We start from the raw sequence: 21,301 nt of genomic DNA, 5'->3' as shown, positions 1-21,301 counted from the left end.
CGACGTCCCGCGGGCCGACACCCGGCACGTCGCCATCCCGGGGAGTGACTGACACGGCGTCGACAACCGAAGTGGGCTGACGGACCCGGTTCGCCGCAACCCCGCTGAGGCTGAGAACCATCGGCTGCGCCGCGGTGCGGCGCCACTCGGGGGTGACATCCCGGTGGGGTGGTGGCGCCCCCTCCGGCACCACCACCCCACCGCGTCTCATGCGCGACCGTGCGCGGTGGGCGGGCTCGTCGGACCCACCCACCGCCGCGGTCACTCGCTGGCGATCGCGTCGAGCGCGCGCATGCGCGCCGCCCGGATCGCGGGCCACAGCGCCGCGAGCACGCCCACCACCACGGCCAGGATCACCATGGTCAGCAGGCCACCCCAGGGCACCACGAGCTTGTCGAGGCCCTCGTCGGCGTAGATCGACGGCAGCACCGAGGCGAGCCCGACACCGACGACGAGCCCGACGAGCGTCCCGAACAGCGCGGTCAGCACCGACTCGACCGTGATGGTCCCGGCGAGCTGGAGCCGGCCCAGGCCGACGGCCCGCAGCAGGCCGATCTCGCGGGTCCGCTCGATCACGGACAGTGCGAGGGTGTTGACGATCCCGAGGACCGCGATCACGAGCGACAGCCCGAGCAGCGCGTAGAGGATCACCAGGAGCTGGTCCACCTGCGCGGCGATCTGGTCCACGAACTGGTCCCGGTCCTGGACCGAGACCACCACGAACGGAGCCACGGCCGCGGTCACCGCCGAGCGCAGGTCGGTCTGGCTCACGCCGGGCGCGGCGTCGAGCGTGACGGTGTCGATCATCTGGGCCTCGCCGGGGGCGAGCTCGTCGAGCACGCGGGGCGTGACCACCACGGAGGACCCGAGCAGCTGGCTCTCGAAGATGCCGGCCACCCGCAGGTCACGCGAACCCGTCGCGGTGACGATGCTGACGGTGTCCCCGACCGACCACCCGTCGCCGATGAAGTCGGAGTTCAGGAGCGCGGTGTCGTCGGCCAGGTCGTCGGTGTCGCCCGCGCTGGTCTCCACCAGGAGCGTGCTGCCGAGCACGCCCTGCTCGAGCGACAGGACGCCGCCGTAGTCCTGCGGCGTGGGCGCGACCCCCGGCTCGGGCGAGACGCCCGCGTTGGTGAACGCGATCTCGACGACCTTGCCGACCTCGGGCAGGTCGCGGACCTCGTCGACGGCGCCCTTCGGGATCACGAACGTGGCGGACCGCAGGATGAGGTCGGCGTTCGTGGAGCTCTCGACGACGCTCGCGAGCGAGGCCTGCGCGGTCGCGGCGATCACGGACACGGCCCCGACGAGCGCCATGCCGATCATCAGCGCACCCGCGGTGTTGGCGGTGCGGCGCGGGTTGCGCACCACGTTGCCCTGCGCGAGCTTGCCGATGGGCTTGAGCAGCGCGACGAACGGCGCGGCCATGAGGCGGATCGCCGCACGCGCCAGCGTGGGCGCGGCGACCAGGACGCCGATGAGCACGAGCGCGGCGCCCAGGCCGAGCATCGACTCGGCGATCTTCGCGTCGGGCCGCAGGGCCGCCGCGACGACCCCGGCCGCACCGGCGGCGACCACGGCGCCCCCGAGCACGGCTCGCAGCCGCAGCGACCGCTCGCGCACAGAGATCTCCCCACGCATGGCCTCCACGGGTGCGACGAGCGCGGCCGTGCGGGCCGGGAACGCCGACGCGATCGCGGACACGAGCGTGCCGAGCACCAGGCAGCCGACGACGGTCGACGTGCCGAGCGGGATGTCCGACGCGAGATCCATGCCGACGCCGGCGAGCACCACGCGCAGGAGCGAGACGAGGCCGAGGCCGCCGAGCACGCCGAGCGCGGCGCCCACCAGGCCGACCACCGCGGCCTGCCCGACGACGACGCCGAACACCTGCGCGGGTGAGGCGCCGATGGCGCGCAGCAGCGCGAACTCCCGGACCCGCTGACGCACGGACATCGCGAACGTGTTGGCGATGATGTAGCCGCCGACGAACAGCGCGATGACGGCGAAGATCAGCAGGAACGTGGTGACGAAGCCGAGCATCTCGTGGATGTCGGACTGCAGGTCGCCCCGCAGCTCGGTGCCCGTCACGGCCGAGGCCACGTCACCGCCCTCGAGCGTGGGCAGCGCGGCGGAGATCGTGTCGGCGAGCGCCTGCTCCTCGACCCCCTCGTCGCCGTACACGGAGATGGAGTCGACCGTGCCCTCGGGTGCGAACACGGCCTGGGCCGCTGCCGGGTCGAGCAGCACGATCGTCGCGCCGGCCATGGGGCCGCCCGCGTTGACCTCGCCGACGATGGTCACGTCCCGGACGTCGCCGCCGATCACCAGGCGCGTCTCGTCCCCGATCGCGAGTCCGGACGACTCGAGCGTGGCCTCCTCGAGCGCGACCTGGTCGTCGCCCGTGGGCATGTCCCCGGAGATCAGGGTGAGGCTGGGGTCGCGCTCGTCGTACGCGATGCCGAAGGACGGCGCCTGCGTGGACTGGACGGCGGTGCCGTCCGCCCCGACGAGCACCACGGAGCCGGACACGTCGGGCAGCGCGAGGCGCACGCCGTCGAGCGCCGACACCTCGTCGGCGAGCCCGATCGGGACGGGGTTGCGCGTCTCACCCACGTCGTCGCCGCCCGCGACCTCGGTGGCGCCACGGACGTACGCGTCGGCGGGCGCGGACGCCTCGACGATGCCGTCGAACGTGCTGGACATCATGGTGCGCAGGCTGAACGTGCCCGCGACGAACGCGACGCCGAGCGCCACGGCCAGGATCGAGAGCAGGAAGCGGACCGCATGGGCCCGCACCCCGCGCAGGGTGACGCGCAGCATCAGCGCACCTCGAGCCCGGCCGAGGCGGCGACGGTCTGCTGCGCGGCGTCCTCGACCCGGCGGGTCAGGGCGCCCAGGCGCTCGAGCACGCGCTCGGGCGTGGGCTCGCGCAGCTCGTCGACGATCCGGCCGTCGGCGAGGAACAGCACGCGGTCGGCGTACGAGGCCGCGGTGGGGTCGTGCGTGACCATGACGACCGACTGGCCGAGCTCGTCGACGCTGCGGCGCAGGAAGCCCAGCACGTCGCGCGCGGACGTCGAGTCGAGGTTGCCGGTGGGCTCGTCGGCGAAGACGACGGCGGGCCGGGTGACCAGGGCGCGCGCGCAGGCCACGCGCTGCTGCTGACCACCGGACAGCTCGCCGGGCTTGTGGCTCAGGCGGTCCTGCAGGCCGACGGCCCGCACGACGGCGTCGAGGTGGTCGCGGTCCACGGGCCGCCGGGCGATGTCCAGCGGCAGGGTGATGTTCTCGAGCGCGGTGAGGGTGGGCACCAGGTTGAAGGCCTGGAAGACGAAGCCCAGGCGGTCGCGGCGCAGCTTGGTCAGGCGACGCTCGGGCATCGCGGACACGGCCTCGCCGTCGACGACGACCGTGCCGTCGGTCGGGCGGTCGAGGCCGGCCATGCAGTGCATGAGGGTCGACTTGCCGGACCCGGAGGGGCCCATGGTCGCGGTCAGCTTGCCGCGCTCGAAGTCGACGTCGATGCCCGCGAGTGCGTGCACGGCGGTGTCACCGCGGCCGTACGTCTTGACGAGGCCGCGGGCGGAGGCGATGACGGTGGCAGGATCGGGCGTGTTCACATCGACGATCCTCCCGGGGGAGGGCTGCCCTGACGATGGGGTTATCCCCCTGAACGGACCCTGAATGTGCGCTGGGAGCGACTCAGGGGGCCCTGACGGCCGAAAGTCCTGGTCAGGGCGCTGCGACCGCGGCCGTGGGCACCCGGCGCTACGGTGACGGCATGGCCCGCTACCTGGACGTGCACCCGCACGACCCGCAGCCCCGGCTCATCTCCCAGGCCGTGGAGGTCCTGCGCGGCGGCGGCGTCATCGCCTACCCCACGGACTCCTGCTACGCGCTGGGCACGACGATGGGCTCGCACGACGGCGCGGAGCGCATCCGCCGGCTCCGGCACCTGGACGACCGGCACCACTTCACGCTGGTCTGCGCGGACTTCGCGCAGCTGGGTCAGCTGGTGCACCTGGACAACGCGGCGTTCCGCGCGATCAAGTCCGCGACCCCCGGGCCGTACACGTTCATCCTGCAGGCCACGCCCGAGGTGCCGCGTCGCCTCGCCCACGCCAAGAAGCGGTCCGTGGGCGTGCGGATCCCGGACCACCCCGTGGCCGCCGCGATCGTGCGTGAGCTGGGCGAGCCGATCCTCTCGTCGTCGCTGCTCATGCCGGGCCACGAGTGGCCCATGACCGAGGGGTGGCAGATCCGCGAGGAGCTGGACCACGACCTGGACGCCGTGGTGGACGCGGGCGACTGCGGGACCACACCGACCACGGTCGTCGACTGGACGTCGGGCAGCCCCGAGGTGGTCCGTGAGGGCGCAGGGGACCCCGACCGGTTCCAGTGACGACCCCGGCGCCCCCTCCCGGGCCGACGACCCCGGCCGCGCCGCCCGGCGACCCCGATGCGGCACGGTCGCCCGGACTGGCGCTCCTCGATGCGGACGTGGTGACGTGCCGCGCCTGCCCGCGGCTCGTGGCGTGGCGGGAGCAGGTGGGCCGCGAGCGTCGCGCGTCGTTCCGCGACCAGGAGTACTGGGCGCGTCCGGTGCCCGGGTTCGGCGACGCCCGCGCGCGCATCCTCGTCGTGGGGCTGGCTCCCGCGGCGCACGGCGCGAACCGCACGGGCCGGATGTTCACCGGCGACCGCTCGGGCGACTTCCTGTTCGCGGCGATGCACCGCGTGGGCCTGGCGAACCAGCCGACGTCGGTGCACGCCGACGACGGGCTGCGGCTCACGGGGATCCGCGCGACCGCCCCCGTGCGCTGCGCACCGCCCGCCAACAAGCCCACGCCCGACGAGCGACGCGCCTGCGCCCCGTTCCTCGCGCGTGAGATCGAGCTCGTCGACCCCACGGTCGCGGTGGTGCTCGGCGCCTTCGGCTGGGCCGCGCTGCTCGAGACGCTGCGTGACCTGGGCTGGGACGTGCCGCGACCGGCGCCCCGGTTCGCGCACGGGGCCGAGGTGCGGGTGGCCCGCGGCGAGCGCACGCTCACGCTGCTCGGCTGCTTCCACGTGAGCCCGCAGAACACCTTCACCGGGCGGCTGACCCCGGCGATGCTCGACGCCGTGCTGCTCCGCGCGCAGGCGCTCGCCGCCGACGCGCCGGGCGGCCGCTGACGCTCTCGTGCGGCCGCCCGGGTCACGTCAGGGGGTCGGCGCCACGCCCGTGTCGCGCAGCACCTCGGCGACGAACCGCGCCGACCGCTCCCGCAGGCCCTCGATGCGGCGGGCGATCATCTGGTCGCGCACCTGCTCCAGGTCGCTGCCCGCCTCGGTCCGGGTGGGTGGCCGGCGCACGTTGCGCGAGCAGATGAAGTCGGTGCAGATGAGCGTCCCGATCGTGTCCCCGCGCCGCCCGGCGGCTCCCGCGCGGCGCGCGACGTACAGGCTCACGTCCTCGGTCACGACGACGTCCTCGCACCACGCGCACACCGCACGCCGCCGCACGCGGTGCTTGGCGTCGGTCGAGCGCAGCAGCAGGCCCGTGGGCGTGCCGTCCAGCGGGACCACCGCGTAGGCGAGCAGGGGTGCGCGTCGGTCACGCCAGCCGACGTAGTCGAGGCGGGACCAGCCGAGCGCGGTCAGGTCGGGGAGGGTGGCCTGCGCGGCCTCGCGGCGCGACGCGTTCACGAACGACGCGCGGATCTGCTTCTCGGTCAGGGGTTCCATGGCTCCGGGCTTCCGGGTGGGGTGCCGGGCCGGCCGGGCGCGGCTCGTCGGGGCACGTCGCGGCGGCACGTCGGGTCGTGGGACACGGCCGTCGCCCGTGGACCCGGGCGGGTCTGCGGCGTGCGGCGCGCGGGCGCGCCGGAGGTGACGAGGCACGAGCACGGGGCTCGGCGAGGGCGGGGACGGGTGGTGCCGCGCCGGGCCGTCGGACTGGTGAGCGGGTACGGCAGTCAGCAGGTACGGCGGTCAGCAGATACGACGGTCAGTCGGCACGGCGGTCAGCGGGTGCGCCTGAGCAGGCCATGGTGGCCACCCCGCAACCTGCGGTGCCGTGCATCCGCGTGCTCCTCGTCCGTGTACTCGACCGGCGCTCGATGCGCCGGGGTCCCGACGATTGTGCCTCACCGCTCCACGGGAATGCCCGAGGCGGCCCCGGTCGTTGACGCGGTCATGCCACTTTCCGGGGAGTACGCACCGAGCACGTCGGCCTGGGCCCGCACGCAGGCCGAGACGTACGAGGAGTCGGGCGGCCTCGAGGCCACGCTGCTCAACGGGCGGCCCGTCATCGTCCTGACCACCGTGGGCGCGCGCTCGGGCAAGCTCCGCAAGACCGCGCTCATGCGCGTCGAGCACGAGGGCCGGTACGCCGTCGTCGCGTCCAAGGGCGGCGCACCCGAGCACCCGGCCTGGTACCACAACCTCGTCGCGCATCCCCACGTCGAGCTGCAGGACGGCCCGACGAAGAAGGACTACGTGGCGCACGAGGCGACGGGTGCCGAGCGCGACGAGTGGTGGGCGCGGGCGCTCGAGACGTGGCCCGACTACGAGTCGTACACGCAGCGGACCGACCGTGTGATCCCGGTGTTCGTGCTGGTCCCGCAGGACTGACGCGCCTGGCCGCGCGGGCGCTCAGCCTAGGAGCAGCTTCCAGCCGCCGACGCCGATCAGGCCCGCGAGCAGCGGCGCCGCGACCGGGACCCACGCGTAGCCCCAGTCCGAGCCGCCCTTGTGGCGCAGCGGCAGCATCGCGTGCACCAGGCGCGGTCCCAGGTCACGCGCGGGGTTGAGCGCGGGCCCGGTGGGTCCGCCGAGGCCGGCGACCAGACCCCACACCAGGAACCCGAGCGCGAGGTGCGCGGTTCCGGGCTCGTTCGCGGTGAGCGGTGAGTGCACGATCGCGAGCGCGCAGGAGAACAGCACCACCGAGCCGAGCAGCTCGTTCGCGAACCCGTTGAGGCGGGACCGGGCAGCGTTGACGGTCGAGAACGTCGCGAGGATGTCGTCGGGGTCGTCGGTCTGGTCGTAGTACGGCTTGTGCGTCGCGACGATCGCGAGCTGGCCCGCCATGGCGCCCAGCAGCTGTGCGACGACGTACGGCGCGACCTCCGCCCACGGGAACAGGCCCCAGGCGGCGAGCCCGACCGTGAACGCCGGGTTGATGTGGTTGCCGCTGATCCCGCCGAACATGAGCGCCGGGATCATCACGCCGAAGCCGTAGCCCATCGCGATGAGCGACCACCCCCCGCGGTACCCCTTGGAGCCCTTGAGGTGCACGTTCGCGACGGTGCCGTTGCCCAGGATGATGAGGATGGCGGTGCCGATGAACTCGCACGCGACGCGGGTCCAGAGGTCGTACGACGGATCCATGCGCACACCTTGGCAGGCCGACGCGCTCAGGTCACGCCCATCCGACCCCAGCCCGGCGTGGCGGGCGAACCCTCGCGAACGCGCTGACGTGCGCGGCCGCACCCGTGCCCCGACGACGACCCTGTCCCGGTGCGGGGTGGTGCGCGGATCTGGTGGGTGGTGCTGGTCCTCACCCTCGTGGTCGGGCTCGGCGGTCCGGTGCTGCTGCGCGAGCGCGCCGCCGCGCGCCACCCCGTGCGCGCGGTGGACCTCGCCTCGGGACGCGCCGCACTCGGCGCGCTCGTGGTCGGTCCCGCCGCACCGGCCGACGACTACGAGCGCGACCGGTTCGGCACGGCGTGGGCGGACGTCGACGGCAACGGCTGCAGCACGCGCGAGGACGTGCTGCGGCGCGACCTCGTGCTGCTCGTGGTGGACGTCGACGCGTGCACGGTCCTGTCCGGGACGCTCGACGACCCGTACACGGGCGCGCGGACCCCGTTCCGCCGCGGTGCGGACTCCGCGGCGGTGCAGATCGACCACGTCGTCGCGCTGCAGAACGCGTGGATCAGCGGCGCGCGGGACTGGTCGCCTGCGCTGCGGCTGGAGTTCGCCAACGACCCGGCGAACCTGCTGGCCGTCGACGGCCCGACCAACCAGGACAAGGGTGCGTCGGACGCCGCCGCGTGGCTCCCGCCGAACAGCGGCTTCGCATGCCGGTACGCGTTGCAGCAGATCCGCGTGAAGGCCGCCTACGCGCTGCGCGTCACGCCCGACGAGCGCAGTGCGCTCGAGACAGCGCTGGACACGTGCGTCACCGTCTGACCGCAGCGGCCCGCGCAGCACCGATCGCCCGCTGACGCCGCGGTGAGGACGCGGCAGGCGGTCGGGACGCGCAGGAGCGGTCCGATCGCGCCGCCGCGAGGGTGCACGGGGTTGGTCGGGATGCGGGTGTGGTCACGGGGCGTTGGCAGGGAGCACGACGTCGGTCCCCGCGGCGGTGACCCGCAGCCCGTCCGCGACCACCTCTGCACCGGTCAGCGTCAGACCCTCGGGCAGGCCCTCGATCGGCACCTCGAGGTCGGTGAGCCGGTCTCCGGTCTGCTCGGGCAGCGCGGAGACGTCCACCTGGACGCCATCGAGCGTGAGCCGGTCCACGTCCACGAGCAGCCGGCCCTCCTCGACGCGGGGCACCAGCCCGGCCGCGAGCGCGAGCCCGAACACGTCGCCCGCCATCGCGAGCCGGTTCCCGTCGACCGTCACGGTGACCGCGGCGCCCGCGCGCTCGGCGATGGCCTTCTCGAGCGACGCGGTCGGGACCGTGGCCGTCAGGACCGCCTCGCCCATGGCGTGCGGCGCGCTCGTCGAGGTCTCGCGTGCGGCGACGCGGACGTCGGTCATCGCGATGCCGCCCACCGTCGCCCCGTCCACCCGGGCGTCGAGGTCCTCGATCGAGCCGCGCAGCAGCTGCGGCAGGAACGGGAAGCCGGGGACGTCGACCTGCGGTTCGCCCTGCACGTCCTCGAGGTTGGCGACGATCGCGTCGGACACCTCCTGCTCGGCGCGGTCCGCGGCGACGCGGTCCGCGACCACCGCCCCGGCACCCAGCACCGCGACGGTCACGAACCCGGCCATCCACCCACGCGCACTCACGCGCTCACGGTAGGTGGCACCGACGCCTTCCGCCCGGCGGCCGGACGCCGCCCGATTCACCTGGTCAGGACCCGGGTGCGGTCCTAGCCTGGACGGCAACGGTTCGTGACGAGGGACACCCCGATGACGTGGGTTCTGATGATCGGCACCATGGTCGCGCCGGCGCTCGTGTTCGGGTTCGTGTGGTCGCTGTTCCCGGGTGAGGACGACGCGCCACGGTGGCGTGCGGCCCTGGCCCACCGGTTGGAGACGTGGGCGGACCGGCTGCGGCGGCACGAGGACCCGCCCTACGACCCGTTCACCACGCTGCGGGTGCAGGAGCGGCTCGGCAAGGTGGCCGACCACGTGCGCAGCCTCGAGCTCGACGCGCACTGCTACGCGCGGGCGGAGAAGATCATCGCCTCGCAGCGCGCGTACGACCAGCTGCTGGTCGAGGCGTGCCTGCTGGCCGGCGTCGAGGTCGAGCACTGGGCACCCGGGGACCCCGCCGAGCGCTTCCGCCAGGAGGTCGAGCTCGCGGCCCGCGGCTGGTCCTGGTAGCCCACCCGGCACACGCCCGGCCGAACCGCGCGCGACCGCGTCGGTGTCCGCGGTCAGCCCGCGCGCACCGTCAACGTGCTCGGCCCGGCGGCCGTGCGGCGGATCTCGATCCGGTCGGCGATCGTCTGCTTGAGCGCCTCGACGTGGGACACGACGCCCACCACGCGACCCCCCGCGCGCAGTCGGTCGAGCTCACCGAGCACCTGGTCGAGCGTGTGGGGGTCGAGCGAGCCGAACCCCTCGTCGACGAACAGCGTGCCGAGGTCGATCCCGCCCGCCTCCGCCGTCACGACGTCGGCCATCCCCAGCGCCAGGCACAGCGAGACGTAGAACGTCTCCCCGCCGGACAGCGTGCGCGGGTCGCGCTGCTGCTCGGTGTGGTGGTCGACCACGCGCATCGCCAGGCCCGTGCGCCGCGCGGAGACGTCCTCCTTGCGGTCGCTGCGCACCAGCTCGTACCGGCCGTCCGACATCCCGACCAGGCGCGCGTTGGCCGCCGCGACGACATCCTCGAACCGGCGCACCAGCACATAGGTCGCCAGCGACAGCCGGGCCTCGTTGTCCGGGCCCGTGCCGCCCGTGAGCTCCGCGAGCCGGAGCACCGGCCCGGCCTCCTCGATGCGACGCAGGTGCGCCGCTGCCGCGTCGAGCACGTCCCGGGCCGCGGTGAGCGCCGCTGTCGCGCGGGACCGCGCGACGCCGGCCTCGGCCGAGAGGCGACGCGCCTCCTCGGCAGCCCGCGCGGCCTGGTCCTGCGCGGCCGGGACGTCCGCGGTCGCGTCCTCGGGCAGACCGGCCACGTCGGGGTCCTCGAGCGCAGCGGTCACCCTCGCCACCGCCTCGGCGTACTCCCGGACCGCCCGGTCGAGCGCCGCGACGTCCGCGTCGGGCAACGTCGCGGCGCGTGCGGCCTCGTCGTCCCCGAAGCCGTGGCGCTCGAGTGCGGCGCCGAGCTCGGCGCGGCGTCGTGCCAGATCGCGCCCGGACTCGCGCACGGCGTCCCACGCGCCCAGCAGGTCGGCGACGACCGCGGCACGTTCGACGAGCGCCGAGTGCCGGGCAGCGACCGTCGGGTACCCGGCCCGAGCGGCCTCGACCTCCGCCTCGGCGCGCACCAGCTCGGCCTGGCGGGCGTCGACCACGAGCTCGGCTGCCTCACGTGCGGCCACCGCGAGGATCCGGGCGCTCTCGCGGGCGTGCGTGGCCCCGACGTGCGCGTCGAGGTCGGCGGTCAGCCGGTCCACGTCGGACGCAGCGCGCTGCGCCAGGTCGAGCGCGGTCCGCGCGTCCGCGAGCGCGTCGTCCGCGGCTGCGCGCGTGCTGCCGTCCGTCAGGCCGCGCGCGGTGCGCAGGTCCGCCTCGACGGATGCGAGGGCCTCCCGAGCATGGGCCAGCGCCTGCTCGGCGGACCTGCGCTGCTGCTCGGCGGCGTCCACCTGCTCAGGCGTCACGTGGTCGGCGGCGACGCGTGCGGGCGCCGGGTGCTCGCACGACCCGCACACGGGGCACGCGTCGCCCGCGACGAGCCCGCCCGCGAGCTCACCCGCGAGCCCGTCGATGCGCGCGGTGCGCAGCGCCGCCTCGTGCGTCACCGCATCCCGCGCGGCCCGCGTGAGCTCGCCGACGCGCGCGGTCGCGTCGGCGCACCGCGGTTCGAGCGCCGTCACCCGGGCGTGCGCGTCGACCAGCTGCTGCGCCGCCTGGACCGCGAGGGTCTGCTCCGCGACCCGCGTGCTGAGCTGCCGCGCGGTGGCGAGCTGTTCGGTCAGGAGCGTCGCCTGCGCCGGCCGCGCCGCGAGCCACGCGTCGTGCGCCGCGATCTCCGTGGTGTGGTCCTCGACCGTGCCGCGCGCCTCACGCACCGAGAGCCTCAGCGCGCCGAGCCCGGCCTCGAGCTCGACCGTGCGCTCGAGCGCGGCCGCGTCCCGCACGGCCTGCGTGTGCGCCGACGTGAGCCGCTCCCGCACCGCGGGTACTCCGCCTGCGTCGTCGGCCGGGTACCGCCGGGCCGTGCCCGACTCACCCCCGGCAACCGGCCCCGCCGGGCCGGCAAGGGCGCCGAGCTCCCGTCCGGCGCTCCCCGCGACCGGACCCGTCGGGCCGGCAAGGGCGGCGAGGTCCGGTCCGGCGCTCTCGGCGACAGGACCCGCCGGGTCGGCAATGGCGCCGGGGGCGCCGAGGGCTGGTCCGGGCTCGTCCTCATGCACGAGGTCCGCCAGGTCCGTCGGCGCGAGGTCGCGTGCGGCCGTCAGCGCCTTGTGCGCGGCGTCGGACGCGACCACGGCGGCGTCCACGGCGCGCAGCTGCGGTGCCACGGCCTGCGCCGCGCGTGCGAGCTCGAGCCGCTGCACGCCCTCGGCGTGCGCGGCCGCGCCCTGGGCCAGCACGTCGCGCTCGGCGCGCCACCGGACCCGCAGCGCCAGGAGCCGGGCGACTTCGCGTTCGTGCGCGAGCAGCGCGTCGGCCGCCCGGTGCCGCTGCGCGGCCGACGCCGCCGCCTGCTCGGCGACCCCCGCGGCCGCGTCCAGCGCGGCCAGGGGCACCTCGACCGCGCGCTCGACCGGCTCAAGCCCACGGGCGTCCGCACCCGTGCGCGGCCCGCCGGCGACCGCCGCGACGGCCGCCCGCAGCGTCTCGTGCTCGTCCGGCGTGAGCGCGGCCGCTCCGACCAGGTGCGCCACGCGCTCGTCGAGCAGCGCACGGGACTGCCCGCCCGCGCGCTCGGCCTCGCGGCGCAGCTCGGCGAGCCGCGCCTGCAGACGCTCGTACACCTCGGTGCCGAAGATCTTCTGCAGCAGCCCGCGGCGGTCCTCGGGGTTGGCGCGCAGGAACCGCGCGAACTCGCCCTGCGGCAGCACGATGGTCTGCACGAACTGGCTGCGGTCCAGGCCCACGATGCGCTGGACCTCCGCGCCCACCTCGTCCAGCCGGGTCGAGAGCACCTCACCCGCGGTCGGGTCGGCGGCGTCGTCGTCGGCGGCCAGGCGCCACAGCCGCACGGAGGCCTGCTGCTTCACGGTGCCCGCACCACGCCGCTTGGGCCGGTCGTACGCGGGGGCCCGGCGGATGCGGTAGCGGCCCGAGCCGACCTCGAACGTGAGGTCCACGAACGACTCGGTGTCCGGGTCTGCGTACGCCGATCGCAGCCGGTCCTCGCTCGCGTCGGCCGAGGCGACCTTGCCGTACAGCGCGAACACCACGGCGTCGATCACGGTGGACTTGCCCGCTCCGGTGGGCCCCTCGAGCAGGAACAGGCCCGACGCGGCGAGTGCCGCGAAGTCCACGGTGTGGCGGGCCGCGAACGGCCCGATCGCCTGGAGCGTGAGGCTGTGCAGCTGCATCAGGCGCTCCGCTCGGCATCGGCGACGTGCTCGTACGCGGCACGCAGCACCGCGAGCTCGGCCGCGTCCGGCCGGGCGCCGGTCACGTGCGCGACGAAGTCGCCCGCGACCTCGACCGGGTCCTGCGCGGACGTCACCGCGCGCAGCGCGCGCTCGCCTGCGGCCTCGGGTGCCCGGTGCTGGACCACGAGGGCGTGCGCGAACCGCGCGCGGACGCGCGCGTACAGGTCAGCAGGGCGGTGCGCGTCCGTGACCACCACGCGCACCCAGTCCTCCAGGTGCGCCTCGCCCAGCGCGCCCAGCACGTCCTCGAGCGGTCCGGTGAGGTCCGTGAGCCGGCGCGGCACGGGCGCAGCGACCAGCTCGGTCCGGACACCGCGCGCGTCCAGGTCCACCAGGACGCTCGACTTGGTGTGGTGCTGCTCGGAGAACGAGTATGCGAGCGGCGACCCCGAGTAGCGCAGCGTCGTGCCGTCCGGTCCGGCGACGCGCTGCGGGCCGTGCAGGTGGCCGAGCGCGACGTAGTCGACACCCGTGAACACTGCGGAGGGCACGTGGTCCACGCCGCCCACCCGGATGTCCCGCTCCGACTCGCTCGTCAGCCCGCCGACGACGAACGCGTGCGCCGCGACCACCGACCGCACGGGACCGGCACCCGAGCGCGTCGCCAGGTCCGCCCGGACGCGCGCCATCGCCACGGACGTCACGGCCTCGTGCGAGCGTGCGAGGGGCTCGCCACCGGGCTCCGCGAGCGGTCCGCGCACCGTGTCCGGGTCCAGGTACGGCAGCCCGTACACGAGCGCCCGCTCGTCGTCCTCCCCGCGGATCTCCACGGGCGAGGCGATCCCCGCGAGGTGCGTGCGCAGCTGCACGCGCTCCCGCATGAGCCCGGCGCCGAAACCCAGCCGGGTCGCGGAGTCGTGGTTGCCCGACGTGAGCACGACGGTCGTGATCTCCGCGAGCCGCGCGAGCGTGTCCGAGAGCAGCGTGACGGCCTCGACGGGCGGGATCGCGCGGTCGTACACGTCGCCGGCGACCACGACCGCGTCCACGCGCTCCGCACGCACCACGTCGAGCACGTGGTCCAGGTACGCCGCCTGGTGGTCGAGCAGGTCGACCCCGTGCAGCGACCGGCCCAGGTGCCAGTCGGAGGTGTGCAGCAACCGCATGGCCCGGACGCTAACGCCCGCCTCCCACACGCCCTCGCCGACAGGCCGTCATTGCGTCCGGCGTCGGCAGGATGCACCAGATCTTCACGACTTCAGCCGGCCGTTCTGCTGCGCCCGAGCCGCCCGGCGCGCCAGGGTGAGCGTCAGCGCACCGGCGACGTCGGGCCAGGGGGCCCGGACGGCTGCGCACACCCAGGGGGTGTCGGATGCAACCACGCACGCACGCACGACGCACGACAGCGGTCCTGACCGCGCTCGCCCTCGCGGTCTCATGGGCCGCGACCACGACCACGGCCACCGCCGCACCCGGTGCGGCACCCGCGGCGACGGCGGGTGACGTGACGTCGCCCGAGGAGGCTGCGCGCGTCGACTCCGTAGCCGCGGAGATCGACTGGTTCGACTGTACGAACGTCGTCGGCCCGCGCGTCGACTGCGGCATGGTCGACCTCCCGCTGGACTACGACGACCCGACGGGCCCCACGACGAGCGTCGCGGTCCTGCGGCAGCGCGTCGTCGACCCGTCGCGCAAGGTGGGGACGCTGTTCCTCAACCCCGGCGGACCCGGCGGCTCGGGCGTCTCGATCGCCTCGAACGCGGCCGACTTCCTGCCCGCCGCCGTCCTGGCGCGGTTCGACGTCGTCGGCTTCGACCCGCGCGGCACGAACTTCAGCACCAACGTGAAGTGCTGGAACAACCTCGGGGAGCAGGCGAACGACCTGCTGCCGACGTTCGAGACGGCGTTCCCGGACACCACGATCGAGAAGGCCGACTTCGTCGCGTCGGCCAAGAAGTTCGGGCAGAAGTGCTCGACCACCGGCCAGCCGCTCTCGGCGTCGATGTCGACCGCGAACGTCGCGCGGGACATGGACGTGCTGCGTCGCACGCTGGGCGACGCACAGCTGTCCTACCTGGGCTTCTCCTACGGCACATACCTGGGCAACGTCTACGCCAACATGTTCCCCGACCGCGTGCGCGCGATCGTGATCGACGGCGTGCTCGACCCGAACGGCTGGCAGGGCAGCCCGGCGACCGCCGACGTCCCGCAGACGGCGCGCATCAAGTCGGGTGAGGGTGCGTCCAAGGCCGTCAAGGAGACGCTCAAGCGGTGTGCGGCGGCGGGCAAGAAGTACTGCTACACCGCCCGCCTCGGCAAGCCGGCGCAGGTCTGGAAGGACATGACGACGTCGCTCAAGAAGAAGCCGATCGACCTGGGCGACGGCTACCGCATCGACTACCCGCTGGTCATCTCGATGTTCCTCAGCGAGATGTACGCCGACTACGGCCCCGACATGCTCGACATGGACATCTGGGCGCTGCGCTCGATGCAGCTCGACCCGCCCTCGAAGAGCGAGAAGGCCTTCGGCCCCGCGCGGCAGCTCCGCGAGCGCCTCAAGCAGTTCGAGGCACGTGAGGCCGCGACGCAGGCCCGCACCGAGCGCCTGGCGCGCGCGTTCGACTTCCCGTACGACAGCTCGCCCGAGGCGTTCCAGTCGGTGCTGTGCACCGACGGCCTGAACCCGCGGTTCGCCTCGAGCTGGCCGTCGGCGGCGGCCGCCGCGGACAAGAAGGCCCCGGGCTTCGGCCCGCTGTGGACGTGGGCCTCGGCCCCGTGCGCGTCGAGCACCTGGACCGCGGTCGACGAGGACGCCTACCGCGGCACGTTCGACCACGTCACGGCCAACCCTGTGCTCGTCGTCGGCAACTACTGGGACCCGGCGACGAACTACGCGGGTGCGGTCGCGGCCGCCGACCTGCTGCCGAACAGCCGTCTGCTGTCCAGCAACAGCTGGGGCCACACCGCGTTCCTGACGTCCAGCTGCGTGGACAAGGCGATCACCACCTACCTGGTGACCACCAAGGTCCCCGCGGAGGGCAAGGTCTGCGTCGGCCGGTCGCAGCCGTTCCGCTACCCGATCGACGGGGCGCAGATGCGGATCTCCGCGGTGCCGCCGGTGGGCGAGTCGCACATCGTCACGCCGCTGCCCGGCCGGGCGCCGACGCTCTGACGCCGACGAGCACGCACGGGGGTCGCGACCACGGGTCGCGGCCCCCGTGCCGCGTCAGGGGGCGGGTGCGTCCTGCGTGACGTCCGCGACGGTCGCGCCCAGCGCGCGCACCAGCTCGTCGCCGTCGACCGTGGCCGCCACCCCGTGCCCGCCCGCGCCGATCGAGACGCGCCGTCCGCGCACGCGCTCGTCGGCGACCACGGGCCACGCGGTCAGCGAGCCGAACGGCGTGATCGTGCCGCGCTCGTAGCCCGTGACGTCCAGCGCGGTCTGCGCGTCCGGCAGCGACATCCGCGAGACGCCGAGCAGAGCGCGCAGCTTGGGCCAGGAGATCGCGCGGTCGCCGGTCACCAGCACGAACAGGAAGTCGTCGTCACCCCGCCGGACCACGAGCGACTTCACGATGTCCGCGGGCTCGACGCCGCGCGCAGCCGCCGCCTCCGCGAGCGACCCGACCCGCCCGTGCCGCGTCACCTCGAACGCGATCCCCGACGCCTCCAGCCCTGCCCGCGCGCGCTTCTCCGCCGCGCTCTCGTGCTCGCTCATGGGCTCAGCCCACCACACGCCCCGCGGGGTGCGCGCGGCGCCGGCGGGAATCCCCAGGCGGTCGGGCGGGAGGACCTGGGATGATGGGAAGTCGTGACCACCGACCAGCCGCAGCCGACCGGGCGTGAGCCGCGCCCGCGGCGCCGTTCCGGCCGTGGCCGCGGGCGCCCGGCGCGCGACGAGCAGGTCACCCCCGACGCGCGCGCGTCCGACACCCCGGACGGCCGAGCACCACGCGACGACGCACGCGCCGACCGTGCGACGGACCGCGCCACCGGCCACCCCACCGACCGGCCCGCCGGCCGCACCGCGCAGCGCACCGCCGAGCGCGGCTCGTCACGGGGGGGCGGCGCCGCACGCCGCGCCCGCGCCGCCGCGGCGCGCACCGCGGCGGTGCTCCCGCCCCTCACGTTCCCGCCCGAGCTGCCGGTGAGCGCACGCCGCGAGGACATCGCCGCGGCGATCCGCGACCACCAGGTGGTCGTCGTCGCGGGTGAGACGGGCTCGGGCAAGACGACGCAGCTGCCCAAGATCGCGCTCGAGCTGGGTCGCGGCCGTGCAGGGCAGATCGGCCACACGCAGCCGCGCCGGATCGCGGCAAGGAGCGTCGCGGAGCGCATCGCGCAGGAGATCGGCACGCCGCTGGGTGAGCTGGTGGGCTACCAGGTGCGGTTCACGGACACGTCCAGCGACACGACGCTGGTCAAGGTCATGACGGACGGCATCCTGCTGGCGGCGATCCAGCGCGACCCGCTGCTGCTCGCGTACGACACGCTGATCATCGACGAGGCGCACGAGCGCTCGCTCAACATCGACTTCCTGCTGGGCTACCTCACGCGTCTGCTCCCGCGCCGCCCGGACCTCAAGGTCGTCATCACGTCGGCGACCATCGACTCCGCGCGGTTCGCACGCCACTTCGCGGGTCCGCCCACGCCCGAGCACCCGGACGGCGTACCGGCCCCCGTGGTCGAGGTCACGGGTCGCACGTACCCGGTCGAGATCCGCTACCGGCCGCTGTCCCCCGACGCGCTGGGCACGTCCGACGAGGACGCGGACCTCGCCGACGAGCCGCGCGCACCCTCGTCGGGACCCGGCCGACGAGGAACCGCGGGACCCCGTCAGCCGGTGCGCGAGCGCGACCTGATGACCGGCATCACCGAGGCGGTCGACGAGCTGTGCGCGCAGGGCCCGGGCGACGTGCTGGTGTTCCTCTCGGGCGAGCGCGAGATCCGGGACGCCGCGGATGCGCTGCGCACGTCGCTGGGGACGCGCGTCACCGACCCGCGGCACCCGCAGGCAGTCGAGCTTCTGCCGCTGTACAGCCGGCTCTCGGCGGCCGAGCAGCACCGCGTGTTCTCGGCGCACCCCGGGCGTCGCGTGGTGCTCGCCACCAACGTCGCGGAGACGTCGCTGACCGTGCCGGGCATCCGGTACGTCGTGGATCCGGGCACCGCGCGCATCTCCCGCTGGTCCAAGGCGACCAAGGTGCAGCGGCTCCCGATCGAGCCCATCAGCCAGGCGTCGGCGAACCAGCGTTCGGGGCGCTGCGGACGCGTCGCGGACGGCATCGCGATCCGCCTGTACTCGCAGGAGGACTTCGAGTCGCGCGAGCGCTTCACCGAGCCGGAGATCCTGCGCACGTCGCTCGCGTCGGTGATCCTGCAGATGATCGCCGTGGGTGTCGCCGGGACGCCGCAGGACGTCGTCGACTTCCCGTTCGTCGACCCGCCCGACGTGCGCGCGGTGCGCGACGGCGTGCAGCTGCTCACCGAGCTGGGCGCGCTCGAGACCGGGCCCTCGGGCACGCGCCTCACCGAGACCGGACGTGCGCTCGCGCTGCTGCCCGTCGACCCGCGCCTGGCGCGCATGGTCGTCGAGGCCGCGCGTCGGGGCGTGCTGCGCGAGGTCGTCGTCGTGGCCGCCGCGCTGTCCATCCAGGACCCGCGCGAACGTCCCGTCGACGAGCGCGAGAAGGCCGATGCGCTGCATGCGCGGTTCGCGGACCCGACCTCGGACCTGCTGGCCTACCTCAACCTGTGGACCTACCTGCGCGAGCAGCAGCGCGAGCTGTCCGGCTCGGCGTTCCGGCGGATGTGCCGCGCCGAGCACCTCAACTACCTGCGCGTGCGCGAGTGGCAGGACGTGGTCACGCAGCTGCGCGACCTGGCCAAGCAGCTGCCCGGCCAGGCGGCACCCGCCCGCACGGGCCCGGTGCAGGACCGCGAGCCGCGCCCGACGAGCGAGCCCGCGCCGCCCGACGAGGCCGAGCAGACCGGGCCGCGCCGCGGCGAGCTGCGGCGCGAGTGGGACGCGGACGCCGTGCACCGGTCGGTGCTCGCGGGCCTGCTCTCGCACGTAGGCATGCAGGAGGCGACCGAGGTGGCCGCGCCGCGCCGCGGTGACCGGAGACCCGCCGGGAGGCCGGACCGCAAGGGCCGCAACGAGTTCCTGGGCGCGCGCGGCGCCCGGTTCGCGATCTTCCCCGGCTCGGGGCTCGCCAAGAAGCCGCCCGCGTGGGTCATGGCGGCCGAGCTCGTCGAGACGTCGCGCCTGTGGGCCCGGGACGCCGCCCGCATCGACCCCGCGTGGGCCGAGGAGCTGGGCGCGCACCTGGTCAAGCGCTCCTACTCCGAGCCCGCGTGGTCCACCAAGCAGGGTGCCGCGATGTGCACCGAGCGCGTCCTGCTGTACGGCATGCCGGTGGTCGCGGGGCGGCGCGTGCTGTTCTCGGCCGTGGACCCCGCGCACGCGCGTGAGCTGTTCCTGCGGCACGCGCTGGTGCAGGGCGAGTGGACCACGCACCACCGGTTCTTCCACGAGAACCGCCGGCTGCTGGCCGAGGCCGCCGAGCTCGCGGCGCGCGCCCGTCGCGCGGACCTCCTGGCCGACGAGGACGCGCTCTTCGCGTTCTACGACGAGCGCGTCCCCGACGACGTGGTCTCCGCACGGCACTTCGACCAGTGGTGGAAGAAGGCGCAGCGGTCCGCACCCGACCTGCTGACGTTCGACCGTGCGCTCCTGGTCGCGGACGACGCGCACGCGATCGACGAGGCGTCCTTCCCGTCCCGCTGGCCGCAGGGTGACGTGTCCTTCCCGCTCACGTACCAGTTCGAGCCCGGCACCGAGGCCGACGGCGTCACCGTGCACATCCCGCTCGCGCAGCTGCCGCGCGTCACGCCCGACGGATTCGGCTGGATGGTGCCCGGCCTGCTCGACGAGCTCGTCGTCGCGACCATCCGCTCGCTGCCCAAACCCGTGCGCGTGCAGCTGGTCCCCGCACCCGACGTCGGCCGGGCCGTCGCGTCGTGGCTGCGCGAGCACACCGCGTCCTGGGAGGACACCGTGCGCGCGGGCGACGCCGCACCGTCCTTCCACGAGTCGTTCGCGCGCGCGGTCCGGGCCGTACGGGACGTCGAGGTGCCCGCGGACGCGTTCGACGACGAGCGGCTGCCCGCGCACCTGCGCCTCACGTTCCGCGTGGTGGGGGACCGCGGCGGGATCGTCGACGAGGGTCGGGACCTGGCCGTGCTGCAGCACCGGCTCGCGGGGCAGGCGCAGGACGCGGTGGACACCGCGGTGCGCCAGGCCATGCGGCAGGCGATGCGGGAGGCGGGCCTGGACGCGCAGCCCGCCGCCGACGGGTCGGCCGGCGCGCGTCGCCCCGGCGCCGCGGCGGGGGCCGGTCCCGCCACGCCCCGGTCTGTCCCCGCGCGGCGCGCAGATGCGGGCTCGTCGCCGGCCGGGCTCGCGGAGTCCGTCACGCGCACGGGCCTGACGACGTGGCCCGACGACCTCACGCTGCCCGACGTGGTCGAGGGCAGCTCGGGCGCCACCGTGGTGCGCGCGTTCCCGTCGCTGGTGGAGGACGGCGGAACCGTGGCCGTCCGCACGCTCGCCGACGAGGCGCATCGCCCGGCGGCCGCACGCGCGGGCCTGCGCCGGCTGCTGCTGCTCGACGTGGGCCTGACGCCCGGCCGCGTGACGTCCCGCTGGTCGGGTGCACAGGCGCTCGCGCTCGCGGCCAACCCGTACCCGAGCCGGGAGGCGCTGGTCGAGGACGTGCAGCTGGCCGCGATCGATGCGCTCGTCGCGGAGCACCTGGGGTCGCGCGCGCCGCACGACGTCCGCACGCCCGCGGACTACGCGGCCGTGCGGGCGTACGTGCGGGACCGGCTCGAGGACCGCGTGCACGCGCTCGTCGGGACGCTCGTGGACGTGCTCACGGCGTGGCGCGAGCTCGACGTCGCGCTCCGGGGGACGACGAGCCTGGCGTTGCTGGCCACGGCCGCCGACGTGCGGGAGCAGTCCGAGCGGCTGGTGCACGCGGGCTTCGTGGTCGAGGCCGGCGCAGCGCGTCTGGTCCACCTCACGCGCTACCTGCGCGCGGCCCGGCACCGCCTGGACAAGGCGGCGCAGGGTCCGCAGCGGGATGCGGACCTGGCGTGGCAGGTGCGCGACCTGCAGGACGCGCTCGCCGCGGCCGCGGGTGCGGCGCCCGAGCGCGTCGCAGACGTGCGGTGGCTCATCGAGGAGCTGCGGGTCTCGCTGTTCGCGCAGCAGCTCGGCACCCCCGTGCCCGTCTCGGTGCAGCGCGTGCGCAAGGCGCTCACGGCGCTCACGTGACCCGCGGCGGCCCGCCCGTCCACAGGTGCGCACCACGGTGTCGGCGGCGCGCGGCAGACTGCGGGCC

At 74.9% G+C, this 21,301-nt stretch carries 15 protein-coding genes; 7 read left to right on the top strand and 8 right to left on the bottom strand.

The features are described from left to right. Positions 1–261: 261 nt before the first annotated feature. Entirely contained in the window at positions 262–2,823 is a 2,562-nt protein-coding gene (locus tag CELGI_RS00565) for an ABC transporter permease (RefSeq protein WP_013882174.1), read from the bottom strand. Continuing rightward, positions 2,823–3,623 (bottom strand): ABC transporter ATP-binding protein, encoded by an 801-nt coding sequence (locus tag CELGI_RS00560; RefSeq protein WP_013882173.1) that lies wholly within the window; start codon positions 3,621–3,623, stop codon positions 2,823–2,825. Before CELGI_RS00560 ends, CELGI_RS00565 begins: the two co-directional genes overlap by 1 nt. Positions 3,624–3,784: 161 nt before the next feature. Here CELGI_RS00560 and CELGI_RS00555 point away from each other — a divergent pair, with 161 nt between their 5' ends. Both CELGI_RS00555 and CELGI_RS00550 read left to right on the top strand, forming a co-directional pair. Then, the gene (locus CELGI_RS00555) at positions 3,785–4,405 is read left to right on the top strand and encodes an L-threonylcarbamoyladenylate synthase (RefSeq protein WP_041574277.1); all 621 of its coding nucleotides are present in this window, start codon (positions 3,785–3,787) and stop codon (positions 4,403–4,405) included. Next, the gene (locus tag CELGI_RS00550) at positions 4,402–5,178 is read left to right on the top strand and encodes a uracil-DNA glycosylase (RefSeq protein ID WP_013882171.1); all 777 of its coding nucleotides are present in this window, start codon (positions 4,402–4,404) and stop codon (positions 5,176–5,178) included. Before CELGI_RS00555 ends, CELGI_RS00550 begins: the two co-directional genes overlap by 4 nt. Positions 5,179–5,205: 27 nt before the next feature. Here CELGI_RS00550 and CELGI_RS00545 read toward each other — a convergent pair whose 3' ends face one another. Continuing rightward, complete coding sequence (locus CELGI_RS00545) at positions 5,206–5,730, bottom strand: FBP domain-containing protein (RefSeq protein ID WP_013882170.1); 525 nt, start codon at positions 5,728–5,730, stop codon at positions 5,206–5,208. A gap of 450 nt (positions 5,731–6,180) precedes the next feature. Between CELGI_RS00545 and CELGI_RS00540 the strand changes: the two genes are divergently transcribed. Beyond that, the gene (locus tag CELGI_RS00540; RefSeq protein ID WP_041574276.1) at positions 6,181–6,618 is read left to right on the top strand and encodes a nitroreductase family deazaflavin-dependent oxidoreductase; all 438 of its coding nucleotides are present in this window, start codon (positions 6,181–6,183) and stop codon (positions 6,616–6,618) included. A gap of 21 nt (positions 6,619–6,639) precedes the next feature. Here the strand turns inward: CELGI_RS00540 and CELGI_RS00535 are convergent, their stop codons facing one another. After that, positions 6,640–7,377, bottom strand: a complete 738-nt coding sequence (locus CELGI_RS00535) for an MIP/aquaporin family protein (RefSeq protein WP_013882168.1) — start codon at positions 7,375–7,377, stop codon at positions 6,640–6,642. 129 nt (positions 7,378–7,506) lie between these two features. Here CELGI_RS00535 and CELGI_RS00530 point away from each other — a divergent pair, with 129 nt between their 5' ends. Then, positions 7,507–8,181, top strand: a complete 675-nt coding sequence (locus CELGI_RS00530) for an HNH endonuclease family protein (protein WP_049785488.1) — start codon at positions 7,507–7,509, stop codon at positions 8,179–8,181. A 132-nt stretch (positions 8,182–8,313) separates the two neighbouring features. On the opposite strand, the gene CELGI_RS00525 is transcribed toward CELGI_RS00530, so the two are convergent. Further along, complete coding sequence (locus tag CELGI_RS00525; protein ID WP_245528130.1) at positions 8,314–9,009, bottom strand: LmeA family phospholipid-binding protein; 696 nt, start codon at positions 9,007–9,009, stop codon at positions 8,314–8,316. Between the two features lie 123 nt (positions 9,010–9,132). On the opposite strand from CELGI_RS00525, the gene CELGI_RS00520 reads away from it, so the two are divergent. Beyond that, complete coding sequence (locus CELGI_RS00520; protein ID WP_013882165.1) at positions 9,133–9,549, top strand: hypothetical protein; 417 nt, start codon at positions 9,133–9,135, stop codon at positions 9,547–9,549. Positions 9,550–9,602: 53 nt separating this feature from the next. Here the strand turns inward: CELGI_RS00520 and CELGI_RS00515 are convergent, their stop codons facing one another. Both CELGI_RS00515 and CELGI_RS00510 read right to left on the bottom strand, forming a co-directional pair. Then, positions 9,603–12,890 (bottom strand): AAA family ATPase, encoded by a 3,288-nt coding sequence (locus CELGI_RS00515; RefSeq protein ID WP_013882164.1) that lies wholly within the window; start codon positions 12,888–12,890, stop codon positions 9,603–9,605. After that, the gene (locus tag CELGI_RS00510) at positions 12,890–14,059 is read right to left on the bottom strand and encodes an exonuclease SbcCD subunit D (protein ID WP_041574029.1); all 1,170 of its coding nucleotides are present in this window, start codon (positions 14,057–14,059) and stop codon (positions 12,890–12,892) included. The genes CELGI_RS00515 and CELGI_RS00510 overlap by 1 nt, the downstream gene beginning before the upstream one ends. Before the next feature lie 206 nt (positions 14,060–14,265). Here CELGI_RS00510 and CELGI_RS00505 point away from each other — a divergent pair, with 206 nt between their 5' ends. Further along, positions 14,266–16,065, top strand: coding sequence for an alpha/beta hydrolase (locus CELGI_RS00505; RefSeq protein ID WP_013882162.1), 1,800 nt, complete (start codon positions 14,266–14,268; stop codon positions 16,063–16,065). Between the two features lie 54 nt (positions 16,066–16,119). On the opposite strand, the gene CELGI_RS00500 is transcribed toward CELGI_RS00505, so the two are convergent. Next, on the bottom strand, positions 16,120–16,611 hold the full coding sequence (locus CELGI_RS00500) for an aminoacyl-tRNA deacylase (RefSeq protein ID WP_013882161.1): 492 nt from the start codon (positions 16,609–16,611) through the stop codon (positions 16,120–16,122). A 93-nt stretch (positions 16,612–16,704) separates the two neighbouring features. Here CELGI_RS00500 and hrpA point away from each other — a divergent pair, with 93 nt between their 5' ends. Further along, complete coding sequence (hrpA, locus tag CELGI_RS00495) at positions 16,705–21,234, top strand: ATP-dependent RNA helicase HrpA (protein ID WP_013882160.1); 4,530 nt, start codon at positions 16,705–16,707, stop codon at positions 21,232–21,234. Positions 21,235–21,301: the final 67 nt, after the last annotated feature.

The sequence above is a fragment of the Cellulomonas gilvus ATCC 13127 genome (genome assembly GCF_000218545.1).
Lineage (GTDB): Bacteria > Actinomycetota > Actinomycetes > Actinomycetales > Cellulomonadaceae > Cellulomonas > Cellulomonas gilvus.
The sequence above is the reverse complement of the archived record's forward strand: the minus strand, read 5'-3'. Positions and strand labels throughout refer to the sequence as shown.